This is a genomic window from Phyllobacterium chamaecytisi, assembly GCF_020164455.1.
Taxonomy (GTDB): domain Bacteria; phylum Pseudomonadota; class Alphaproteobacteria; order Rhizobiales; family Rhizobiaceae; genus Phyllobacterium; species Phyllobacterium chamaecytisi.
Map to the genome: position 1 here is coordinate 17056 of NZ_JAIQWW010000033.1, position 17535 is coordinate 34590.

Sequence of the window (17535 nt, forward strand, 5' to 3'; positions counted from 1 at the left end):
TACGATCTCGAGCAGCCTCGTTCTGTCCGTCGTTGCAGCATTTCACGATTAGACTTTAGAACCGGGCAGCCGCTTTGCTGATCTCTACGCCGCAGGTGAATACATGTGGAGGTAACGTTGTCGCCGCACATGAAGGACAGCCGCCGCGTGTTTATCTGGTTCGAACCGGACGCGAACAGCGGGCTTCCGGCATACCAACTCCATCGTCCCGGCACCAACCGCCAGCATTGCCAGGCGTGCTGCACCGAACGCCGCTCCAATCTCGGCGCCCTCGGGCAAATCGAGCGGTAGATCGAGGACATCTGCAAGCAGGCCGTTCCAGTAGCTGCTGCGAGACCCGCCACCAACCAGCATGCAGGATCGCGGCGCGGCGTTTGCCGCCTTCAACACTTCGAGTCCGTCCGCCATCGCAAAGGCAACGCCTTCCAGAACGGCATAGGCCAGTGCACCGGCATCGTGCTCCGTCCGCAAACCGTCGAATTTCGCCGTGGCGTTCGGGTCGTTGTGAGGCGTTCTCTCCCCCGCGAGATAGGGCAGAAAGACGGGGGCGGCCTCGCGACGTGCAGGGTCCGAAGCAAAGATTTTCGCCTTTTCGATCAGACCGGCGACATCACGGCCATGACCTGTCAAGGCGCCCAGCCAGGCCAGTGCCGACGCAGCCGAGAGCGCCACGACCATCCCATGCCAGCGCTGCGGCAGCGCGTGGCAAAAGCCATGCAGTGTCCGCTCCGGCAGGGCAACCAGCCGGTCGGTCGATACGAACAGCACGCCGGAGGTCCCTAGCGATAAAAATCCGTCACCGGGGCTGACGGCGCCGATACCAACCGCTGACGATGCATTGTCTCCACCGCCGCCGGCAATCGGAATCTTGCGTCCCGTCAGGCCCCACAAAGCTGCTACCTCGGCGGAAAGATGGGTCGAGAGTTCAGACCCCTCGACAAGGTCGGGCATCTGCGATCGTCTCATGCCACCGCCCTGCAGCAGAACGTCATCCCATACGCGCCGTCCTATATCGAGCCAAAGGGTACCGGCCGAGTCGGATTTGTCTGATACGTACGCCCCCGAGAGACGGTATCGGAGGTAGTCCTTGGGCAACAGAACCTTTGCGACCTTTGCAAAAAGTTCAGGCTCGTGCCGCGCAACCCAGAGCAGCTTGGGTGCCGTGAAGCCCGGCATAGTTGTGTTCGAGGCACGGGCGAAGAAATCCGGTATCCGCTCGAGGAGTTCAGCGCATTCGCGCCCGCAGCGCCCATCATTCCAAAGAATCGCGGGGCGCAGAACTGAACCGTGGCGGTCCAGCAACGTCGCGCTGTGCTGCTGCCCGGACAGACCGATAGATTGAAGCTGCAGGAAATCGGACGGGGCCGTTGCGCGGATATGACCCACGGCCGCGTCGGCAGCATTCCACCAGTCTTCAGGGTTCTGTTCCGACCACATTGGCCGGCGCCGCAAGACTTCGAGGGGCGCTGATCCCTCAGCGATCAATCTTTGATCCTCATCGACCAGAATTGCCTTGAGGGACGAGGTGCCAACGTCAATGCCGAGAAAAGTTCCCATCAGATACCGAGACCCTGACTGTCGAACAGGTAGATGTGCTGCGGCGCAATTCCAATTGGCAGGGTGTCGTTCCTTGCGATTGCCGGACGGCCCGGCACGACGATCGTCATCATCGGCGCCCCCTCGGGCAGAGCGTAGATCTGGCTCGCGCCGCCAAGATACTCGGCAAAGTCTGCTTTCAGGCTCAGTACCGGTGTGGCCGATTGAAGCTCAAGATGCTCGGGTCTCATGCCCACCGTCACCGTGTCGCCCGGCTTCACCTGATGCTGGCGCTTCGTGGCGACAGTCAGCGTACCGCCGGCAAAGGCGGGGCAGGAGACAGTCAGCTGGCGATCCGCGGCGCCGGTCACAACGGCCGGGATAAAGTTCATTTTCGGGGAACCGATAAATCCCGCGACAAAAATATTTGCCGGATTGTCATAAAGTTCAGTCGGTGTTCCGACCTGCTCGACGAGCCCCGCCCGCAGGACGACGATGCGGTCCGCAAGCGTCATCGCTTCGATCTGATCATGCGTGACATAAACCATAGTGACGCCGAGAGCGCGGTGAAGCTTGGCAATTTCGACACGCATCTGTGTGCGCAGCTCCGCATCGAGATTTGAAAGCGGCTCGTCGAACAGAAAAAGTTTCGGATTGCGTACGATTGCCCGTCCGATCGCCACACGCTGGCGCTGACCGCCTGAAAGCTGGCGAGGCTTGCGCTCAAGCAGCATCTCGATCTGCAATATCCGCGCTGCTTCGGCAACGCGCCGCTTGATCTCGTCCTCCTTGGTCTTGACCATTCGGAGCCCGAAGGCAAGATTTTCGAACACGCTCATATGCGGATAAAGTGCATATGACTGAAACACCATCGCCACTTCGCGGCGTGCCGGCTCCACATGCGTAACAATCTTTTCGTCGATGAGGACATCGCCATCGCTGATCTCCTCAAGACCGGCAATCATTCGCAGGAGCGTTGATTTTCCGCAGCCGGAAGGCCCGACGAACACAACGAATTCGCCCTTCTCTGCCGAAAAACTCACGCCCTGGACGGCCGAATGTTCACCATAGCGCTTGACCACATTGTCGAGGCGAAGAAAAGACATTCAAAAAACTCCGGATTCTTTGACAGGCACAAAGGCTGCAAGCGCGCGGCCCGCGGTCTCGACCTCGTTTCTTATGGCGAAAAGCTTTAGATAGACGCGATAGGCAGCGTCATGCGCCCGCCACCACCGCGGATCGGCGTCGAGCGTTTCCTGCCGGGGTGCCATGGCTTCGAGACTGGCGAACAAATCTTTATGAAGCCCTGCAGCGACAGCAGCTACCATGGCGGTTCCAAGCAGCACCGGTTCCCTGGTGGCGCTAATGACAAGTTTCGCTCCGGTCGCATCGCGATAGAGCTGGACGAGCAGTGGATTGTTCAGCTGACCGCCCGCCAAAGCTAGACTGTCGATCGCATATTGGCCATGGCTGTTTAAGTGTTCGATGATCTGCCGCGTCTGCAAAGCCAGTGCACGTGCCGTGGCGTAGTAGGCTTCCAGCAAGGACCGCTCCCCCGTGTCGAGCCCGAGGCCGGTCACCAGCGCACGGACGCGTCCATCTCCGAGTGGAGCGCGGTTGCCGAGCCAGTCCGGAACAATGTGGCGCGCCGCCGCAAAGGCCGCCCCTTCCTGTTGAAGGATTTGCAGGATCCGATTGGCGGTTTCGAGGTGAAGCGCGCTGCTCGGCTGTCCGGGACTTGCGGGATGATGCTCAAGCATCGCGTCGAGCGCCGTGCCGGAAAGGCTTTGGCCGGCTTCGTGCATCCAGTAGCCGGGAAATACCGCATCCTTGAACGGGCCCCACACACCGGGAATATGGCGGGGTCCTTGCGCAAACGGCATGTAGCAGGTTGATGTACCGGCAATCATCGGCAGCAGATTGTTCATCCGCTTGCGATAATCTCGTCCAAGAACACCGAGCGCTCCGGCCTCTGCATCGATCAGGCCGATAGCCACCGGAATGCCTTGCGGCACGCCCATGGCCGCTGCCGCCGAGCCTGATACCCTGCCGTGCACTTCTCCGACCTTGCCCGGTGTGACGCCGAGTTTCCCGAGCTTTGTCAGATCACCGATACCCAAATCGTCGAGCAGATCCTGACACCATGGATCAGCTCCGTCGGGGAGATAGGGCCATTTGCAAGCGAGCCCGCAGACGGAATGGCGGTCGTCTCCCGTCGCGCGGCGCGCGAGCTCGTCACAGAGGTCGCGCGCGCCTCTTACCCGCGCCCACGCCGCCGGTCTATGCCGCTTCAACCAAAGCAGCTTTGGCAGATTGGTTTCCGGCGAAAGCGAGCCGCCGACATGATCGAGAAAGCGATGGCCTGTTGCATCGACTTCCGCCGCTTCAACTTCTGCCCGGTGATCCATCCAGCAGATCACATCGCCGCCTCCATCAAGAGGCGGCTCGCCTTCCGCTTCGATATAGACGGACGAGGTCGCGTCGAAAGCCAGACCGGCGACTGAGGATGCAAATTCAGGCCGTTGCGACAGGCATTCCGTCGCCGCCAGACAAACGGCGTTCCAGATATCGTCCATGCGGTAAACCGCATGATGTTCTGCCGGCGTCACTAGTTTGAATGAAGCGGATGCATCTGCCATGAGTTGGCCGTCGCTAGCGAAAAGGCCAGCCCGCGCGGACAGCGTCCCCACGTCGATTGCAAGGAGATGCTTCATCATTCGCTCACCATTGTCGCCATTTTCATGCGGCGTCCTTCAAGATCGCTTCCGCCACATCTTCGTCCGTGACGAGACGATTGACATAGCCCGCTCGCAACACCGCCTTGATGATAAGCGCCTTGTGCATGCCGCCGGAAGCAAGGATCGATGACGGAATGAGCTTGAGGTTCGGGGGACGCATCGCCATCACACGCTGGTTCAGTGGATGATCGACAGGTGCTCCGTTTTGATCGAGGAATACACCGAGGATGTCGCCGACGGCACCGGCCTCTCTGAGCGTCGGCAGATTCTCGGTCACGACCTGCGTCCTTACGAGAAGCGAATGGTCGGAGAGGTCACCACAGGCAATGAGGGCCACCGCGGTATTGCGGCCACGTTGCATCGCTTCTGCCAGGCCGTAATGGGTCAGCAATGTGGTGCGGCTCTCGCTCGAAGGACAGTAGATGGGTGCTGCGACGTAATAACATTCGGCGCCAAGAATGCGGGCAAATTCCGTCGATACCTCAAAAGTGTTCGTGCCGGACCCCCGTGTCAGACCACCCATCAGCGCCGCAACCCAGGCATTTGTCAGACGGCGCGGCGTCAGATGTCTGCGCGCGGCCGAAAGCGTTTGCCCCCAACCGATGCCAAAACCCTTGCCATCGATGAGGAGCGGATCGAGCATGGCAGCGGTGGCGCGGCCCAAAACACGGTGCAGGTCTTCTGCTTGGGATACCGAGGGCACAACCGAGCAATCGATAAGGCCAAAGCGTCCCTTCAGCTTTTCTTCGAGCGCCACACAACGGGTAAGCGGCATCCTGATATCGACACTGACCAGTCCGTCGCTCCGCGCCTGAACGACGATCTTGTTGACGCGCAGCCGGGTGATCGACAGCTTGTCGGCGATCTCCTGCTGGGTCAGACCACCGACATAGTAGTACCAGGCTACCCGGGCGCGAATTTGCTCGGTATCGGCGGCAGGGTTTGAGAGTAGTTCGTCTGAAGTGAATTCGTTCAATGGTGTCTCAGGCAAAGGCCGGTTTGAGGATCGTAGTCGTATGGCGGAGCGCCTGACGGACCGACGCGTCATCCCGTTCGAACGGGTAGAACACCTCAAGGAAAATCGGCCTGTCGCCCAGGCCGAACTCCCGTTGCTGGCTCGCCGCCTCCTTTGGGATCACCGCTCCCATCTCTGTGAAATCCCAATGCCGGTCGAATTGGAAATCCGTCTGTTGCAGATGGATCATGCCGATATGCGGCGCCAGCGACCGAAACCATTCGCCCATCGTTGCATGATCCTTGCCGTACAGCGGCTGCAACGTGGCATGCCCCCAGTCGATACAATATTTCCACGGAACCGGCGTATCTGCAACGTCTGCCGCCATGCGCCCGGCCTGCTCCACGGTCCACGGCCATTCCCGGCGCATGGGCGTCGGCTCGACATAGAGCTCGACGATGCCGTATTCCTTCGCCGCCTCGGAAAGGCGTCGCATTCGCAGGATCAGATCACCATAATCGCGCTCGGGAATGCTGTCCGCTTCGACACCGTCAGCCCTTGACGCAACAGCACCGAGAGGCCCGCCAACTCTTTCGATCCCTGCACTGGCGGCAAAGCGGTAAGCTTTCTTCATCCAGTCTTCCGCCACATCGCGGACACGCTGATCGGGATGGAGCAGCTGGTTGAACGTGTAATGTGCAAGCCCGATAAAGGCGCTGTGGATGCTGATCCCGTGGTCGCCGGCTGCTCGCCGGATATCTCTGCCGCAGTCTCTGAGAATATCTTCCGGCCACGCCGGATCCACGAGATCAAACGAAAATTGCACCAGATCCAGGCCAAGCTGTTCTTGCACAATGGGTGCCCAAAGATCCGGTGTTACCCACCGCTTCACGCAAAACGAGAGATTGATCCCGAGGGGTATGGACTTGGCTTCCGTCATTTCGTTGCACCCATCGTGAGTCCGCGGACCATGTGCTTGGAGACGAGAAGCGCGAAGATCGTCACGGGCAGCACAATCACCGTCCCCGTCGCCATGATCTTGCCCCATGGCAACTCATATCCGGACATGAAGCTCGTCGCTATCACCGGAGCCGTCTGCACGTTTCTGCGTGTGAGAACCAGCGCATAGAGAAGCTCGTTCCAGGAAAAGATGAAGCTGAAGATCGCCGAGACGGCTATGCCCGGAAGCCCGAGTGGAACATAGATCTTCCGGAAGATCGTGAACTGGTCCGCTCCATCAAGACGCGCTGCCTGTTCCAGTTCGATCGGTATGGAGCGAAATTGATCGGTGCATATCCAGACGACAATCGGCAGGTTGAACGTGAGATAGATCAGGATCAGGACGAGGTGGGTGTCGAGCAGCTTCAATTGCAGCGCAAGTACATAGACAGGCAGCGCCAGAACGATAGGGCTGATCATCCGGTTGGAAATGAACCAGAACCAGAGATCGGATTTGCCGCGAAAGTTGAAACGCGCCAGCGCATAGGCGGCCGGGGCGCCAAGAATGACCGACAGCGCGGTCGTCAGCGTTGCGACGACCAGTGAATTGACGATTGCGCCGGACACTTTCTCGTCGGCAAAAATATCAGTGTAGTTAGACAGTGTCGGCGTGAAAAACCAAACCGGCGGTGAGGCCAGAAGGTCGGTCTGGTCCTTGAAGCTCGATGAAACCATCCAGTAAAACGGGAACAGCGTGAAACACAGGACGATGAGCAGGCCCAGGCCATGCAGGATGCGGCGAAGCGTCATGGACATCATTCGATCTCCTTGTAGATGAGCTTGATATAAAGCCGGCTGAGCACGATCGTCACAATCAGTAGGAGGATGGCTTGCGCCGAAGCCGTGCCCATATCGAAGATGCGGAATCCCACGCGCTGAATGTAGATGGACACAAGATCCGTCGCCGAGCCCGGCCCGCCCCGCGTCATCACAAAGACCATGTCGAACAATTTGAGGATGTCGGCCGACCGCAGGATCAGCATCGCGGTCAGGCCCGGCAGCAGATATGGCAGCTGTACATGGCGCAGCATCGCGGTCTTGGAACTGGTTTCCAGCCGGGCCGCTTCCTCGATCTCGACGGGCACCATGGACAGGCCGGCAAGGAAGATGAGGGCGCAGAACGGCGTCCACTGCCAGATGTCCATGACGGCAATCGCAATGAAGGCGCCCGTTGTTGAACCCAGCCAGTCGAGCCCGCCAACGCCGATCGCGTTGAGAAACTGATTTGCAATGCCGAAATCGCGGTTGAAGACCAGTCGCCCGATCAATCCGACGACAGCATAGGTTGTGGCCAGCGGTACCACCAGCGACACGCGTGCCAAGGCTCGCAAGATGCCGAGGCCCGGCCGATGCAAAAGCAGCGCAACACAGATGCCAAAGAAGAGTTCGAATGGCAGAACAGTCAGAAAGAAACGCGCCGTCAGACCGAGCGACTGCCAGAAAGTCTGATCGGAAAGTACGTTGACGTAGTTATCCAGCCCGACAAAGGGAAATCCGTCACGCGGACGGGTGATGTTGTAGCGCCTGAACGAGGTGATCAGGGCTGAAATTGTCGGATATATGCCGATGACGAGCAGAGCAAACACAGCCGGCGCGAGAAACCAGAAAGGCGTCCAGCGTCCATATCCCGGATTGAGTTTTGGCTGTGTCTGCGCCACGGAATTTCTCTCCCTGCTTGCACGTTCACTCGGTGCGCCGTTACTCGAGATTGGTGTGGTTGGCCCGCATGGCTTCAGTCGAAATTCCAAGTCGCTCCCGGAGTTTCAGGACCATCACCTCGAAGAGAATATACTGCGCGCCCTCGAACAGCGATCCCATCGGCAGCACAGAAACGTTCGTTCCCCGATCGTCGGCCATGGTCTGTGCGGGAATGGTGAGGACATGATCAGCGCGTCTGGCCGCGTCGCCATTGGGCTGCGCGGTGACGACAAGTGTCCTGGCACTCGCGGCGGCAGCCACGCCCATCAGTCCAAGAACGGTTGAGAAGCCCCCTGGCCCAGCGGAGACGATCAGCAGATCGCCACCACCCAAAGGTGGTGTCGTCATATCCCCGACGACCGCTGCCTTCAGTCCCAGGTGATGGAGCCGCATGGCCAATCCCTTGATCTGCAGCCCTTCACGCCCGACACCATAGAGCGCGATCCGCTCTGCGTCGGCGATCACGGCAACGGCAGCGTCAACCGCCTGCTCGTCGATGCGGTCGAAAACGCCTGCCAGTTCCTGCAGCGCTTGGTTGTAGAGTTTGGGCAAGGCAAGCTCCCGGTACAGATATGGTATGTGAAAACAAGGGCGGGTGAATCCACCCGCCACTGTTGAAGGCTTGCCTACTGCAGCAATTCCTTCTTGCCATCATAGTAACCTTCCTTGGCCAGGATATCCTCCATACGCGTTCCGATTTCCTTGGCACCGGCTTCGGTCGTGACCTCGCCCAGCATCATCTTGGATCCCCATTCGGCCACAACTTCCGAAATCGCTGGCCAGGCCGGGAACCGCGGACGGAATTCAGGCACGCCCTTTTGCCAGGATGCAACCATCGGTTCGACGAACTTGTACTTCGCCTTGATGTCGGGCTGCTCGTAGATGGACGTACGACCGGAAACGCCTCCCGCTTCGACATAGGGACGAGCGATCTCTTCGGAAGTTGCCCATTGGATGAAGAGCCAGGAAGCCTTCTTGAGATCGTCCGGAGCCTGCTCGGCAACAGCGAGTGAAAAGCCGCCGAGGGCCGGCAGGCGGCCCGCCGGACCGGCCGGCTCCGGGGCAACGGCCAGACAATCGCCCAACTTCGACGTCGCCGGATCGGTCAAGGTGCCGTAGAATGCTGACCATTCGGTGATCATCGAGACCTGGCCCTGCGCCAGAGCATTGACCGCTTCGGCGTGGTCGAAACTGACGATCCCCGGGGGCATGTATTTCATCAGATCCTGGCGGAATGCCAAACCCTTCTGGCTCTCGGAACTGAGCAGGTTTGACTTGAATTCCTTGTTCAGCAGCGAGCCGCCGAAGGGCCAGAGGACGCGCATGAAACTGTCGGCCGATTGTGTCTCTCCACGCAGTGACTGCAGGGCAAAGGCGTAATGATTCTTGGACGCGTCCGTCAGCTTCGGTGCGTAATCCTTCATGAGCTCGTCCCACGTTGCCGGTGGCTTCTCGAAGCCAGCTTCCTTCAACTGGCAGGAGTTATAGAATAAAAGGCCCGAATAGTTGTCGAACGGCAGGCCGTAGGTCTTGCCGCCCCAGGATCCGAATGCGTCGATCAGGAGCGGAAAGAATCCCGTGAGGTTCAAATTGGGATCGGTGATGGATTTATCGGCTGTGAATTCGTCGATAGGCGTGATCCAGCCATTTTCGGCGAACTCGCCGATCCATACCAGATCGACCAGCGCGATCGTCAGGTCGCCACTAGAGGTGAAATTGAGTACCTGCTTCTCGCGGGTGTTCTCGTAGGGCACGATCTCGTAATTGACCTTGATACCGGTTTTCTTTTCGAACTCCGGCAGCAGCTTGATTATCGCGCGATAGCCCGGACGATCCAGGAAAATCACACTGATCTCTTTGCCCTTGAAGGGCTGCGCCGCAGTTTCCAGCCAGTCGGCGAGAGCCGCCGACGGCAGCGATACTGCCCCGGCCAGAAGCGCCACAGCGCTTAACGATGCATATAAAAATTTCCTCACGTCATCCTCCCAGTTTTGTTACTCCATTCGGATAGATCAAGCTCTTGATGTAACCCGGCGCATTGTCCGCGTGGTTGCGGAAGGTGTCGGGCGCCTCGTCCAGGGCGACCTCATGCGTCACAAGTGACTTGACATCGACCTTTCCTCCAGCGACGAGTTCGATTGCACGCGGATAGACCTCCCCCATCCGGCGCGCGAATTTGATTTTAAGACCACGGCGGCGCGCTTCAGCGGCCGGCAGTGTGTAGATATCGCCGTCCGGGATGCCGACCAAAACAATGCGGCCGCCGATCTTCGCGGCAAGAACGGCATCGCGGAAACCAAGCGGAGAATTGGTGGCCTCGATGACCAGTGGCGCACCTACGCGACCGGTCCACCCACGGATATCGTCCACCGACGTGCCCGTGCGCGCTGCACCAAGCCTGGCAGCCATTTCCCGGCGGTGCTCAAGCGGGTCGATGACCAGAATCTCACCTGCCCCGGCGGCCTTCAGGACCTGGAGGATCAATAATCCGATGGGACCGCTGCCGATGAGCGCCACCTGCTCGAGCAGCCGCGGCTTGGCAAGATCAACCGCGTGAATGGCGACGCCCAAGGGCTCCAGCATCACCGCCTGAAGCGGCGTGAAATCCGCCGGCAACGGCACGACCTGCGCCGCCGGAACCCAGATACGCTCGGTCATCGCCCCGTCGAATGGCGGCGCGCCAATAAATTCAACATTCGGGCAAAGATTGGGATGACCCCGTTCGCAGAACTCACAATGCCCGCAGGCCTTGTTTGGATCCACGGCAACGAGCGCTCCGCGCGCAAGCGAAAGTTCGTCCAGGTCCTCGCACAGAAAACCGCCGAACTCATGACCCGGCACGAAGGGCTCCTTGACGACTGCCGAGCCAATACCGCCATCCTTGTAATAATGGAGGTCCGAACCGCAGAGGCCGACCGAGGCGACGTCGATGAGCACTTCCCCCGGACGTCCGTCGCGAAGCTTGAACGGCGCTACATAGGCGTCATGGGCTCCACGGATGAAAAGGGCACGGCTCATGAAGTTTTCCGTCGGAATCGATAAGGGATCTTGAATACCATACAAATGTAAAACAGATTTTTCAAGTGTATAGGTCCACCAAATTTCGTCGGCGCTGTCAGTTATCCATCATGACGATGGGCTCCGCTCTTGCCCGGCCAACGCCCCGGGTGAGGACCCGGACGTCCTCCATCATGGCGTTCACCTTGTGGGCTTGAAGTGGCTGGCCGGGTCCGCGCCGAAAGCGAGGATCAGGCCGATCAAACTGCGGCTATCGCCGTCGCCGACCCACGCGTTTGATCCGAAATTGACGGTGTTTGAAAGCCTTGCTGGTATCGATACTATTTGATGACGAAATGAAGTCTGGCACGATCGGTCCGATAGATAGCTACGAAATATTCAATAGGGTCATCGCCATCTCCGTAAGAGCAGGACTCAATTGAAACCAAAGGCGTATTGAGCGGAACTTGCAGCAACTGCGCTTCTTCTGCGGTTGGCGTATAGGCTTCGATCCACCTTTCAGCGCGATTGAGACTGATGCCATATTGTCGGCGGAGGGTTTCATAAAGAGAGCGATTTTCGAGCGGCAGCGCTTCAATTCCTGGAACAGCACTTTGGCGCAGACTGATGCGCACGAGGGTTCGCGGTTCCCCATCGACAATCATAACGCGATCAATCAAAACAACGCGCTCATCTCCTTCGAGCCGCAGCAGTTTGCGCGCCCGAGATGTTGGAAGTGCTACTTCCTGACGGATAACACGACGCGTTACCAGTTTGTTCTTGCCCATCAACTCATCGCTGAAACCAACCGTTGATCCAATAAAATCCTGTTCATCACGCCGTTCAGCGACAAACGTCCCCTTTCCCTGATGCTTGTACACCAAACGTTCGAAGACGAGCTGCTTCAATGCTTCACGCACAACCGTTCGGGAGACATCAAATGTCTCGCAAAGATCGGTTTCTGAGGGAAGTTTCGACCGGGGCTCCATCCTGCCGTCTGCAATCATCTCAATTAGGGAGGACTTTACCTGTGCCCATAGTGGCGTTCCGCCGTCACTTATCCGGCGGCGTTCGGGAAGACGCCTGCTTGCCGTTTTTGTGGCCGACTTTCTATGTTTGACAGATGTCGTCATATCGGCAAAGCGATCCGGACATGATGGCGCAAACGAAGGCAATCCATCGTCTGGTGAATTTCATGTTCCATGTGCGCTGCGCGCCATTTCAATGTTGAAGCAGCTATGCCGGCGACTTCCCGGATCACCCCGTCACCTGCCTTGTTCTCGAATGCCATCAACGTCCGTCTCAGAATGATATCGGCCACTTTCGTCACGCGTTCATTTTTCACGATCCAAACGATTTCGCCAACAAAATAGTCTGGTGCGAAGTTCAGACGCTCATGATTGCAGGCTTCCACCTCAGCAGCAATAGCTCCGGCAGTGCTGCCGTATCGCTTGAATAGCCGTATTGCATCATCAACTTCTAAGCGGTGAGCTCGGGCCAGCGCCTGGCTCCTTATCGTCAAGTCATGGGGCTTCGACGAGAACCCTTTGCCGCCGCCAACTTCAACCTCAAGAGTATCGCGGACCCTTGACCTGCCGCACTGTCGCAATACCACTTCCGACATCTGCGCTGCACACGCCCGATACGTGGTCCACTTGCCACCGACCAGACTAACGACCGTGAAGGGGCGGTCGCCATCTGGAGCAAAAGTCGTCAGGAAATGATCGCGGCTGATGGCACCCGTGGCTCCGCCGTCATTGTAGGGCAGGGGTCTAACGCCAGCATAGGAAAACACGATGTCTTGCCTAATTGGCTTGATGCCCGGTAGCACTTGCTCCAAAACCTCGAACAAGTAATCAATCTCGTTTTCGGAGCAAACCGTATCGTCTGGATCGCTGGTTCGCAGGTCAGTCGTCCCGAGCAAAACGTGCGTTTTATCGAGCGCATAAATCAGGCATGCGCGATGGTCGTGGGTCTCGAAATATAACATCAGACCATCCAGTTTTAGTGCAAGATCTGGTCTTTCAAGGACAACATGCGAACCCTTCGTGCCTCCCATAAGGCGACGATCGATACCAAGGCCGCGGTTAACCTGATCGACCCAGGGGCCAGCGCAATTCACGACGATCGAAGGCTGCAACCAAAATGATTGCCTGCCGATCTCATCGTACAGTTCGACCTTGCCGCCAATCGTACGGCTCAAAGACATGTATGGTATCGCGATCGATTGAGGGCAATCGCGTTCGGCGTCCCCGGCCAGCTCGAGCGCAAGTCTTTCTGGATGTGTTACGCGCGCGTCGTAGTATTCGGCAACAGCCCGCACCTTGTTCGAAAGCTGGGAAAGACGTTTCCTTACTTCCCTGGATGCTACAAGCCTATGGTGCGGCATTGTCTGATTGGCCTTGCCGAAACGATCGAAAAAAGAAAGTCCCAGCTTGATGACGAAGATGCCTTTGGCACCCGGCGTTTTCTTCAGTCGCAGGAATCGCAATGCTGCCGAAAATGCGCCGCCCACCCAACTGAATGCCGGTACCCATACCCTCAGGGGATGGACGAGGTGCGATGCGTTGAGAAGCAAGTGATTCCGCTCGATAACTGACTCCTTCACCAATGCGAATTCACCGGTCTCGAGATAACGCAAACCACCGTGAATAAGCCGGGATGGAGCCGCACTTGTACCTGACGAAAAGTCTCCTTTGTCGATGAGCACTGCTGGACAGCCTTGCAGCGCCAGATCACGGTATAGCCCCAGTCCATTAACGCCACCACCGACGATCAAGATATTTACTGGGCCATCCTGCATCCCATTCAATCGCTCAAGAACATCAACTCTGGTTCGCATTGCTAAGCTCCCTCGGGTCCAACTTCGCCGTTTCGGTAGCAAGTCGGTTGCGTCAACTTATAATGACAAGTTCAGATTTTGAAAAGCGGTTCTCGCATGTCCAAAACGCAAAATTTGCCATAAAATGCCGATTGTGGTGGGGAAACTATTAATACGTCACAATCTGGAAAGGGTGGATTGACTATTCAGAAAGAATGGATAGGCTAACTCATAATAACAAGTTGTCGTGATCCAAAGTGAGAATTTTGGCAGTGCTCAGAGGAGTGGGCGAATAAAGCGGCAAGAGGGAGGAGAAATGCGTGAGCGCCTCATCGGCATAGACGCCGGCGGGACAATGACGAAGGTTGCCCTGTTCGATCCTTTCGGAAACGAACTGGCATGCGAGCGTCGCCCGAACAAAATGTTGTTTCCCCAAGCGGGCTGGACCGAACGCGACGCCGACGCCATGTGGCAGGCGACGTGCCAGGCGATCCGAAACGTGATGGACAGGACCGGCACTGCGCCGGAGCAAATCATTGCGATCACACCGTCAGGATTTGGAGCAGGTGTTTTCATCGTCGACAAGGAAGGGCGGCCGGTGCGCAACGGCGTTGTTTCCACTGATTCCCGCAGCGCTGCCCTGATTGATGAATGGTCGAAGACAGGTCTGTCAAAGGATATTTCGACACACATACAACAGCAGATATGGCCCGGACAGACCTTGGCTTTGCTGGCATGGTTCTCGCGATTTGAACCACAGACACTCCACCGCGCCGCACACGTCCTTCTATGCAAGGACTTTTTGAGGATGCGGCTTTGCAACGATATTTCCACGGATGCAACGGACGGTGGCTGTGCCGGTATTATTGATGTCAATACCGGTACAATCGCGAGCACCGCACTTGAGCAGCTCGGCCTCGGCGAGTGGATCGGTAAGCTGCCGCCGGTCTTGCCATCGACAGATATTGCCGCAGGTCTGAGCGAAGCTGCCTCACGTCAGACTGGGTTAATTGCCGGTACGCCCGTGGCGCGGGGCGTTTACGATGTAGTGGGCTGCGCACTTGCGTCGGGGGTCACGGCTCCCAACCAGCTGGCCGTTGTGGCGGGAACATTCAGTATCAACTCCACACTACATCATCGCCCAACCTTGAACCCGCTTCCGACTATTCAAGCGGCCTACCCGGTTGCCAGAACTTTTCTTGCGACATCAGCCACGCCCACATCGGCAAGCAACCTGGAATGGATGTGTAAGACGATGCTTGCAGCAGAGGGTGATCGCGCCGTGCAGGAAGGTAAATCCATCTATGATGTTTGCAACGCATTGGTAGATATCGCCCTCAAGAAGGACAACGATATCTTGTTTTTCCCTTTCCTTTTTGGCGGTCCTCAAGGTGCTCCGGGAGGCTTTCTCGGCCTGACGGCTGACAACGATCTAGGTGACGTAATGCGAGCCGTCTATGAAGGCATTGTCTTTGCGCACAAGTACGACCTTGAGACCCACCTGCAAGGACCTGATGCGGCCATCCCCGACGTCGTGCGGCTTGCTGGAGGACCGTCGCGGAGCAATGTGTGGGCGCAGATGTTCGCGGACGGCTTAAACCTTCCCGTCGAGATAGCCAATGGTACGGAATTCGGTGCCAAGGGTGCTGCCATATGTGGCGCTGTTGCTAGCGGGCTTTATGCGGACATTGAAACGGCAATCGAGAAAATGGTCGTGGTCGAGCGGCGCTTTGATCCCGTTACCGAAAGGGTATCTGCGATTGCAGAAAAGTATTCCACCTACAAGGAAACGGTCACCAGCATCGCTGCCATCTGGAACAAACCGACAAGAAGCAAAACGTCGCTCCCGCCGGGCAGTCAATGCGCCTTGGCACACCAACACACACAAACACGCAGGGAAGAATTGTAATGGCTCACATAGGAGATCTGGTATCGGAAATGCTGGCGCAATATGGCGTGGAGCTCATATTCGGCATGCCCGGCGGCCAGACGACAGCGTTGCATGACGGCATATCTCGCCGTACCGACCGCATTCGTCATATCTTGATGCGCGATGAGCGCAATGCGGCCTACGCCGCCGACGCTTATGCGCGGTTGACCGGGAAGCCGGGTGTTTGCGATGTCACAGTTGGCCCGGGCGCCAATCTGCTCTCCGCCGGATTTGTAGAAGCCCTGAATGCCTCCATTCCGATGATTGGCATTGTCGGTGAATTGCCGCTCGACTGGCTGCCGCTTAAGGACAAAGGAATTGCCTCCCAAGGCTTTGACCAGCTGACTTTCTTCAAATCCATTTCAAAGGAAGCTTGGCTGGTTCCATCCGTGACAGCGTTGCCCGAACTGATCCGGACAGCGTTTCGCACCGCCACGTCGCCGCGCCAAGGTCCGGTTGCGTTGATTATTCCACACGACATTTTTGATGCCGAATGGGATGAAGACAAAATCAAGATTGCAATCGACGATCGAGCGATCCGTGCGCCCTACCTACGCTCGGCGCCGCCTGCGGGTCCGATCCAAGAGGCTATCAGCCTTATTCGCAGGGCCAAACGGCCGGCCCTGGTGTGCGGCGGAGGCGTACATGGATCGGATGCAACCATGGATGTTGGTGTTTTCGCAGAAAAACTCCAAGGCCTCGTAGTCACCAGTTTGACGGGCCGCGGCGCAGTGGCAGAGACACTGCCATACGCCGCTGGCGCATTGAATCCGCTTGGTTCCTGGGCAGCTATCGAGCTGATCAAAGAGGCGGATCTAGTGATCTGGTGCGGCTCGAAAGCCAGCCAGAATACCGCGATGAATTGGACATTGCCTCTTCCAGAACAGGCTACAATCACCATCGATGCTGACCCATTGGAGCATGGACGAACGTTCCGTCCGACAGTCCCGTTGTTCGGCGATGTCCGTGAGACGCTCAGTCTGTTAAACGCTGCGCTCGATGATCAGTCGCATCCTCAGTGGATCGAGCGAATTAGCGCGGTAAAGGCGCAAGGCGAAGAACAAAAACGCATCGAAATTGTCAGTGACCAAGTTCCGATCTCGCCACCACGTGCAATGTTCGAGCTGGCAAAGCGTCTTGGTGAAGACGATATCGTGATCTCTGATGCCAGCTTCTCTGCGGGATGGATCGCCAATTTTCTCCCGGCCAAAAAGGCCGGCCGCAGCTTCCTTTATGCACGCGGACAAGGCGGACTGGGCTATTCGACGCCCGCGGCCGTTGGTGCAGCTGCCACACGCCCTGGTGTCCGTATCGTCACCGTGGCCGGAGATGGAGGGTTTTCCTACACGATCGGCGAATTGGCGAGCCAGCTGCAACACAAGCAACGGGTGGTGAACATTGTGCTGAACAATGGTCGGCTCGGTTGGATTCAGCTGTGGCAGGATATTTTCTTCAAGAACGTTCAATCTGCACTGTTGGAGAACCAAAGCTGCAAGCCTGGATTTGCGGCTGCAGCGCAGGGTTTGGGTCTCGAAGGCTTTTACGTTGAAACACCCGACCAGATCGGGCCGGCGCTGGACAAGGCTTTCGCTTGCGATGGTCCATCCGTCGTCGAAATTCGCATCGATGATCTTGCAACGCCCATCCACAGTTTCAAACGGCGGATGAAGGAGGGTGCAAGCGAACCACGGCCCCGGCCCGGAACCGTCTACAAACTGCGAGACTGGAAGATATCGCCAGCACTGGAGGAGTAGGCATGGCTGGCGATCCTAAGTCTGGAGGGGCTTAAGGATTCACCGCATTTCAGATCTCCGGTGGAGGCCGGAGATAGGAAATGAACAAGGCTGAAAATGAAAGCATT

Annotated in this window: 14 protein-coding genes; 2 read left to right on the forward strand and 12 right to left on the reverse strand. The window is 57.7% G+C overall.

The window, feature by feature from the left end:
- Positions 1-84: 84 nt before the first annotated feature.
- From xylB to LB462_RS29490, 12 genes are all read right to left on the reverse strand, one after another.
- Positions 85-1557, reverse strand: a complete 1473-nt coding sequence (gene xylB, locus LB462_RS29435; RefSeq protein WP_224515443.1) for a xylulokinase — start codon at positions 1555-1557, stop codon at positions 85-87.
- On the reverse strand, positions 1557-2642 hold the full coding sequence (locus LB462_RS29440; protein ID WP_224515445.1) for an ABC transporter ATP-binding protein: 1086 nt from the start codon (positions 2640-2642) through the stop codon (positions 1557-1559). Before LB462_RS29440 ends, xylB begins: the two co-directional genes overlap by 1 nt.
- Positions 2643-4253 carry an FGGY-family carbohydrate kinase gene (locus LB462_RS29445; RefSeq protein WP_224515447.1) on the reverse strand — a complete coding sequence of 537 codons (1611 nt, stop codon included), beginning with the start codon at positions 4251-4253 and terminating at the stop codon, positions 2643-2645.
- A gap of 22 nt (positions 4254-4275) precedes the next feature.
- On the reverse strand, positions 4276-5250 hold the full coding sequence (locus LB462_RS29450; RefSeq protein ID WP_224515448.1) for a sugar-binding transcriptional regulator: 975 nt from the start codon (positions 5248-5250) through the stop codon (positions 4276-4278).
- A gap of 7 nt (positions 5251-5257) precedes the next feature.
- Positions 5258-6169: a sugar phosphate isomerase/epimerase family protein gene (locus tag LB462_RS29455; protein ID WP_224515449.1), complete on the reverse strand. Its 912-nt coding sequence runs from the start codon at positions 6167-6169 to the stop codon at positions 5258-5260.
- Positions 6166-6987 (reverse strand): carbohydrate ABC transporter permease, encoded by an 822-nt coding sequence (locus LB462_RS29460; RefSeq protein ID WP_224515451.1) that lies wholly within the window; start codon positions 6985-6987, stop codon positions 6166-6168. Before LB462_RS29460 ends, LB462_RS29455 begins: the two co-directional genes overlap by 4 nt.
- Complete coding sequence (locus tag LB462_RS29465; protein WP_224515454.1) at positions 6984-7886, reverse strand: carbohydrate ABC transporter permease; 903 nt, start codon at positions 7884-7886, stop codon at positions 6984-6986. The genes LB462_RS29460 and LB462_RS29465 overlap by 4 nt, the downstream gene beginning before the upstream one ends.
- A 40-nt stretch (positions 7887-7926) precedes the next feature.
- Positions 7927-8478 carry an SIS domain-containing protein gene (locus LB462_RS29470; RefSeq protein WP_224515455.1) on the reverse strand — a complete coding sequence of 184 codons (552 nt, stop codon included), beginning with the start codon at positions 8476-8478 and terminating at the stop codon, positions 7927-7929.
- A gap of 74 nt (positions 8479-8552) precedes the next feature.
- On the reverse strand, positions 8553-9902 hold the full coding sequence (locus LB462_RS29475) for an ABC transporter substrate-binding protein (RefSeq protein WP_224515457.1): 1350 nt from the start codon (positions 9900-9902) through the stop codon (positions 8553-8555).
- Between the two features lies 1 nt (position 9903).
- Complete coding sequence (locus tag LB462_RS29480) at positions 9904-10944, reverse strand: zinc-dependent alcohol dehydrogenase (protein WP_224515459.1); 1041 nt, start codon at positions 10942-10944, stop codon at positions 9904-9906.
- A 320-nt stretch (positions 10945-11264) separates the two neighbouring features.
- A complete protein-coding gene (locus tag LB462_RS29485) occupies positions 11265-12056 on the reverse strand; it encodes a GntR family transcriptional regulator (RefSeq protein WP_224515461.1) in 792 nt (263 codons plus the stop codon).
- Complete coding sequence (locus LB462_RS29490) at positions 12053-13765, reverse strand: glycerol-3-phosphate dehydrogenase/oxidase (protein WP_224515462.1); 1713 nt, start codon at positions 13763-13765, stop codon at positions 12053-12055. Before LB462_RS29490 ends, LB462_RS29485 begins: the two co-directional genes overlap by 4 nt.
- 295 nt (positions 13766-14060) lie before the next feature.
- Here LB462_RS29490 and LB462_RS29495 point away from each other — a divergent pair, with 295 nt between their 5' ends.
- Positions 14061-15653 (forward strand): FGGY-family carbohydrate kinase, encoded by a 1593-nt coding sequence (locus LB462_RS29495; protein WP_224515464.1) that lies wholly within the window; start codon positions 14061-14063, stop codon positions 15651-15653.
- Positions 15653-17428: a thiamine pyrophosphate-binding protein gene (locus tag LB462_RS29500; RefSeq protein ID WP_224515467.1), complete on the forward strand. Its 1776-nt coding sequence runs from the start codon at positions 15653-15655 to the stop codon at positions 17426-17428. The genes LB462_RS29495 and LB462_RS29500 overlap by 1 nt, the downstream gene beginning before the upstream one ends.
- Positions 17429-17535 lie beyond the last annotated feature (107 nt).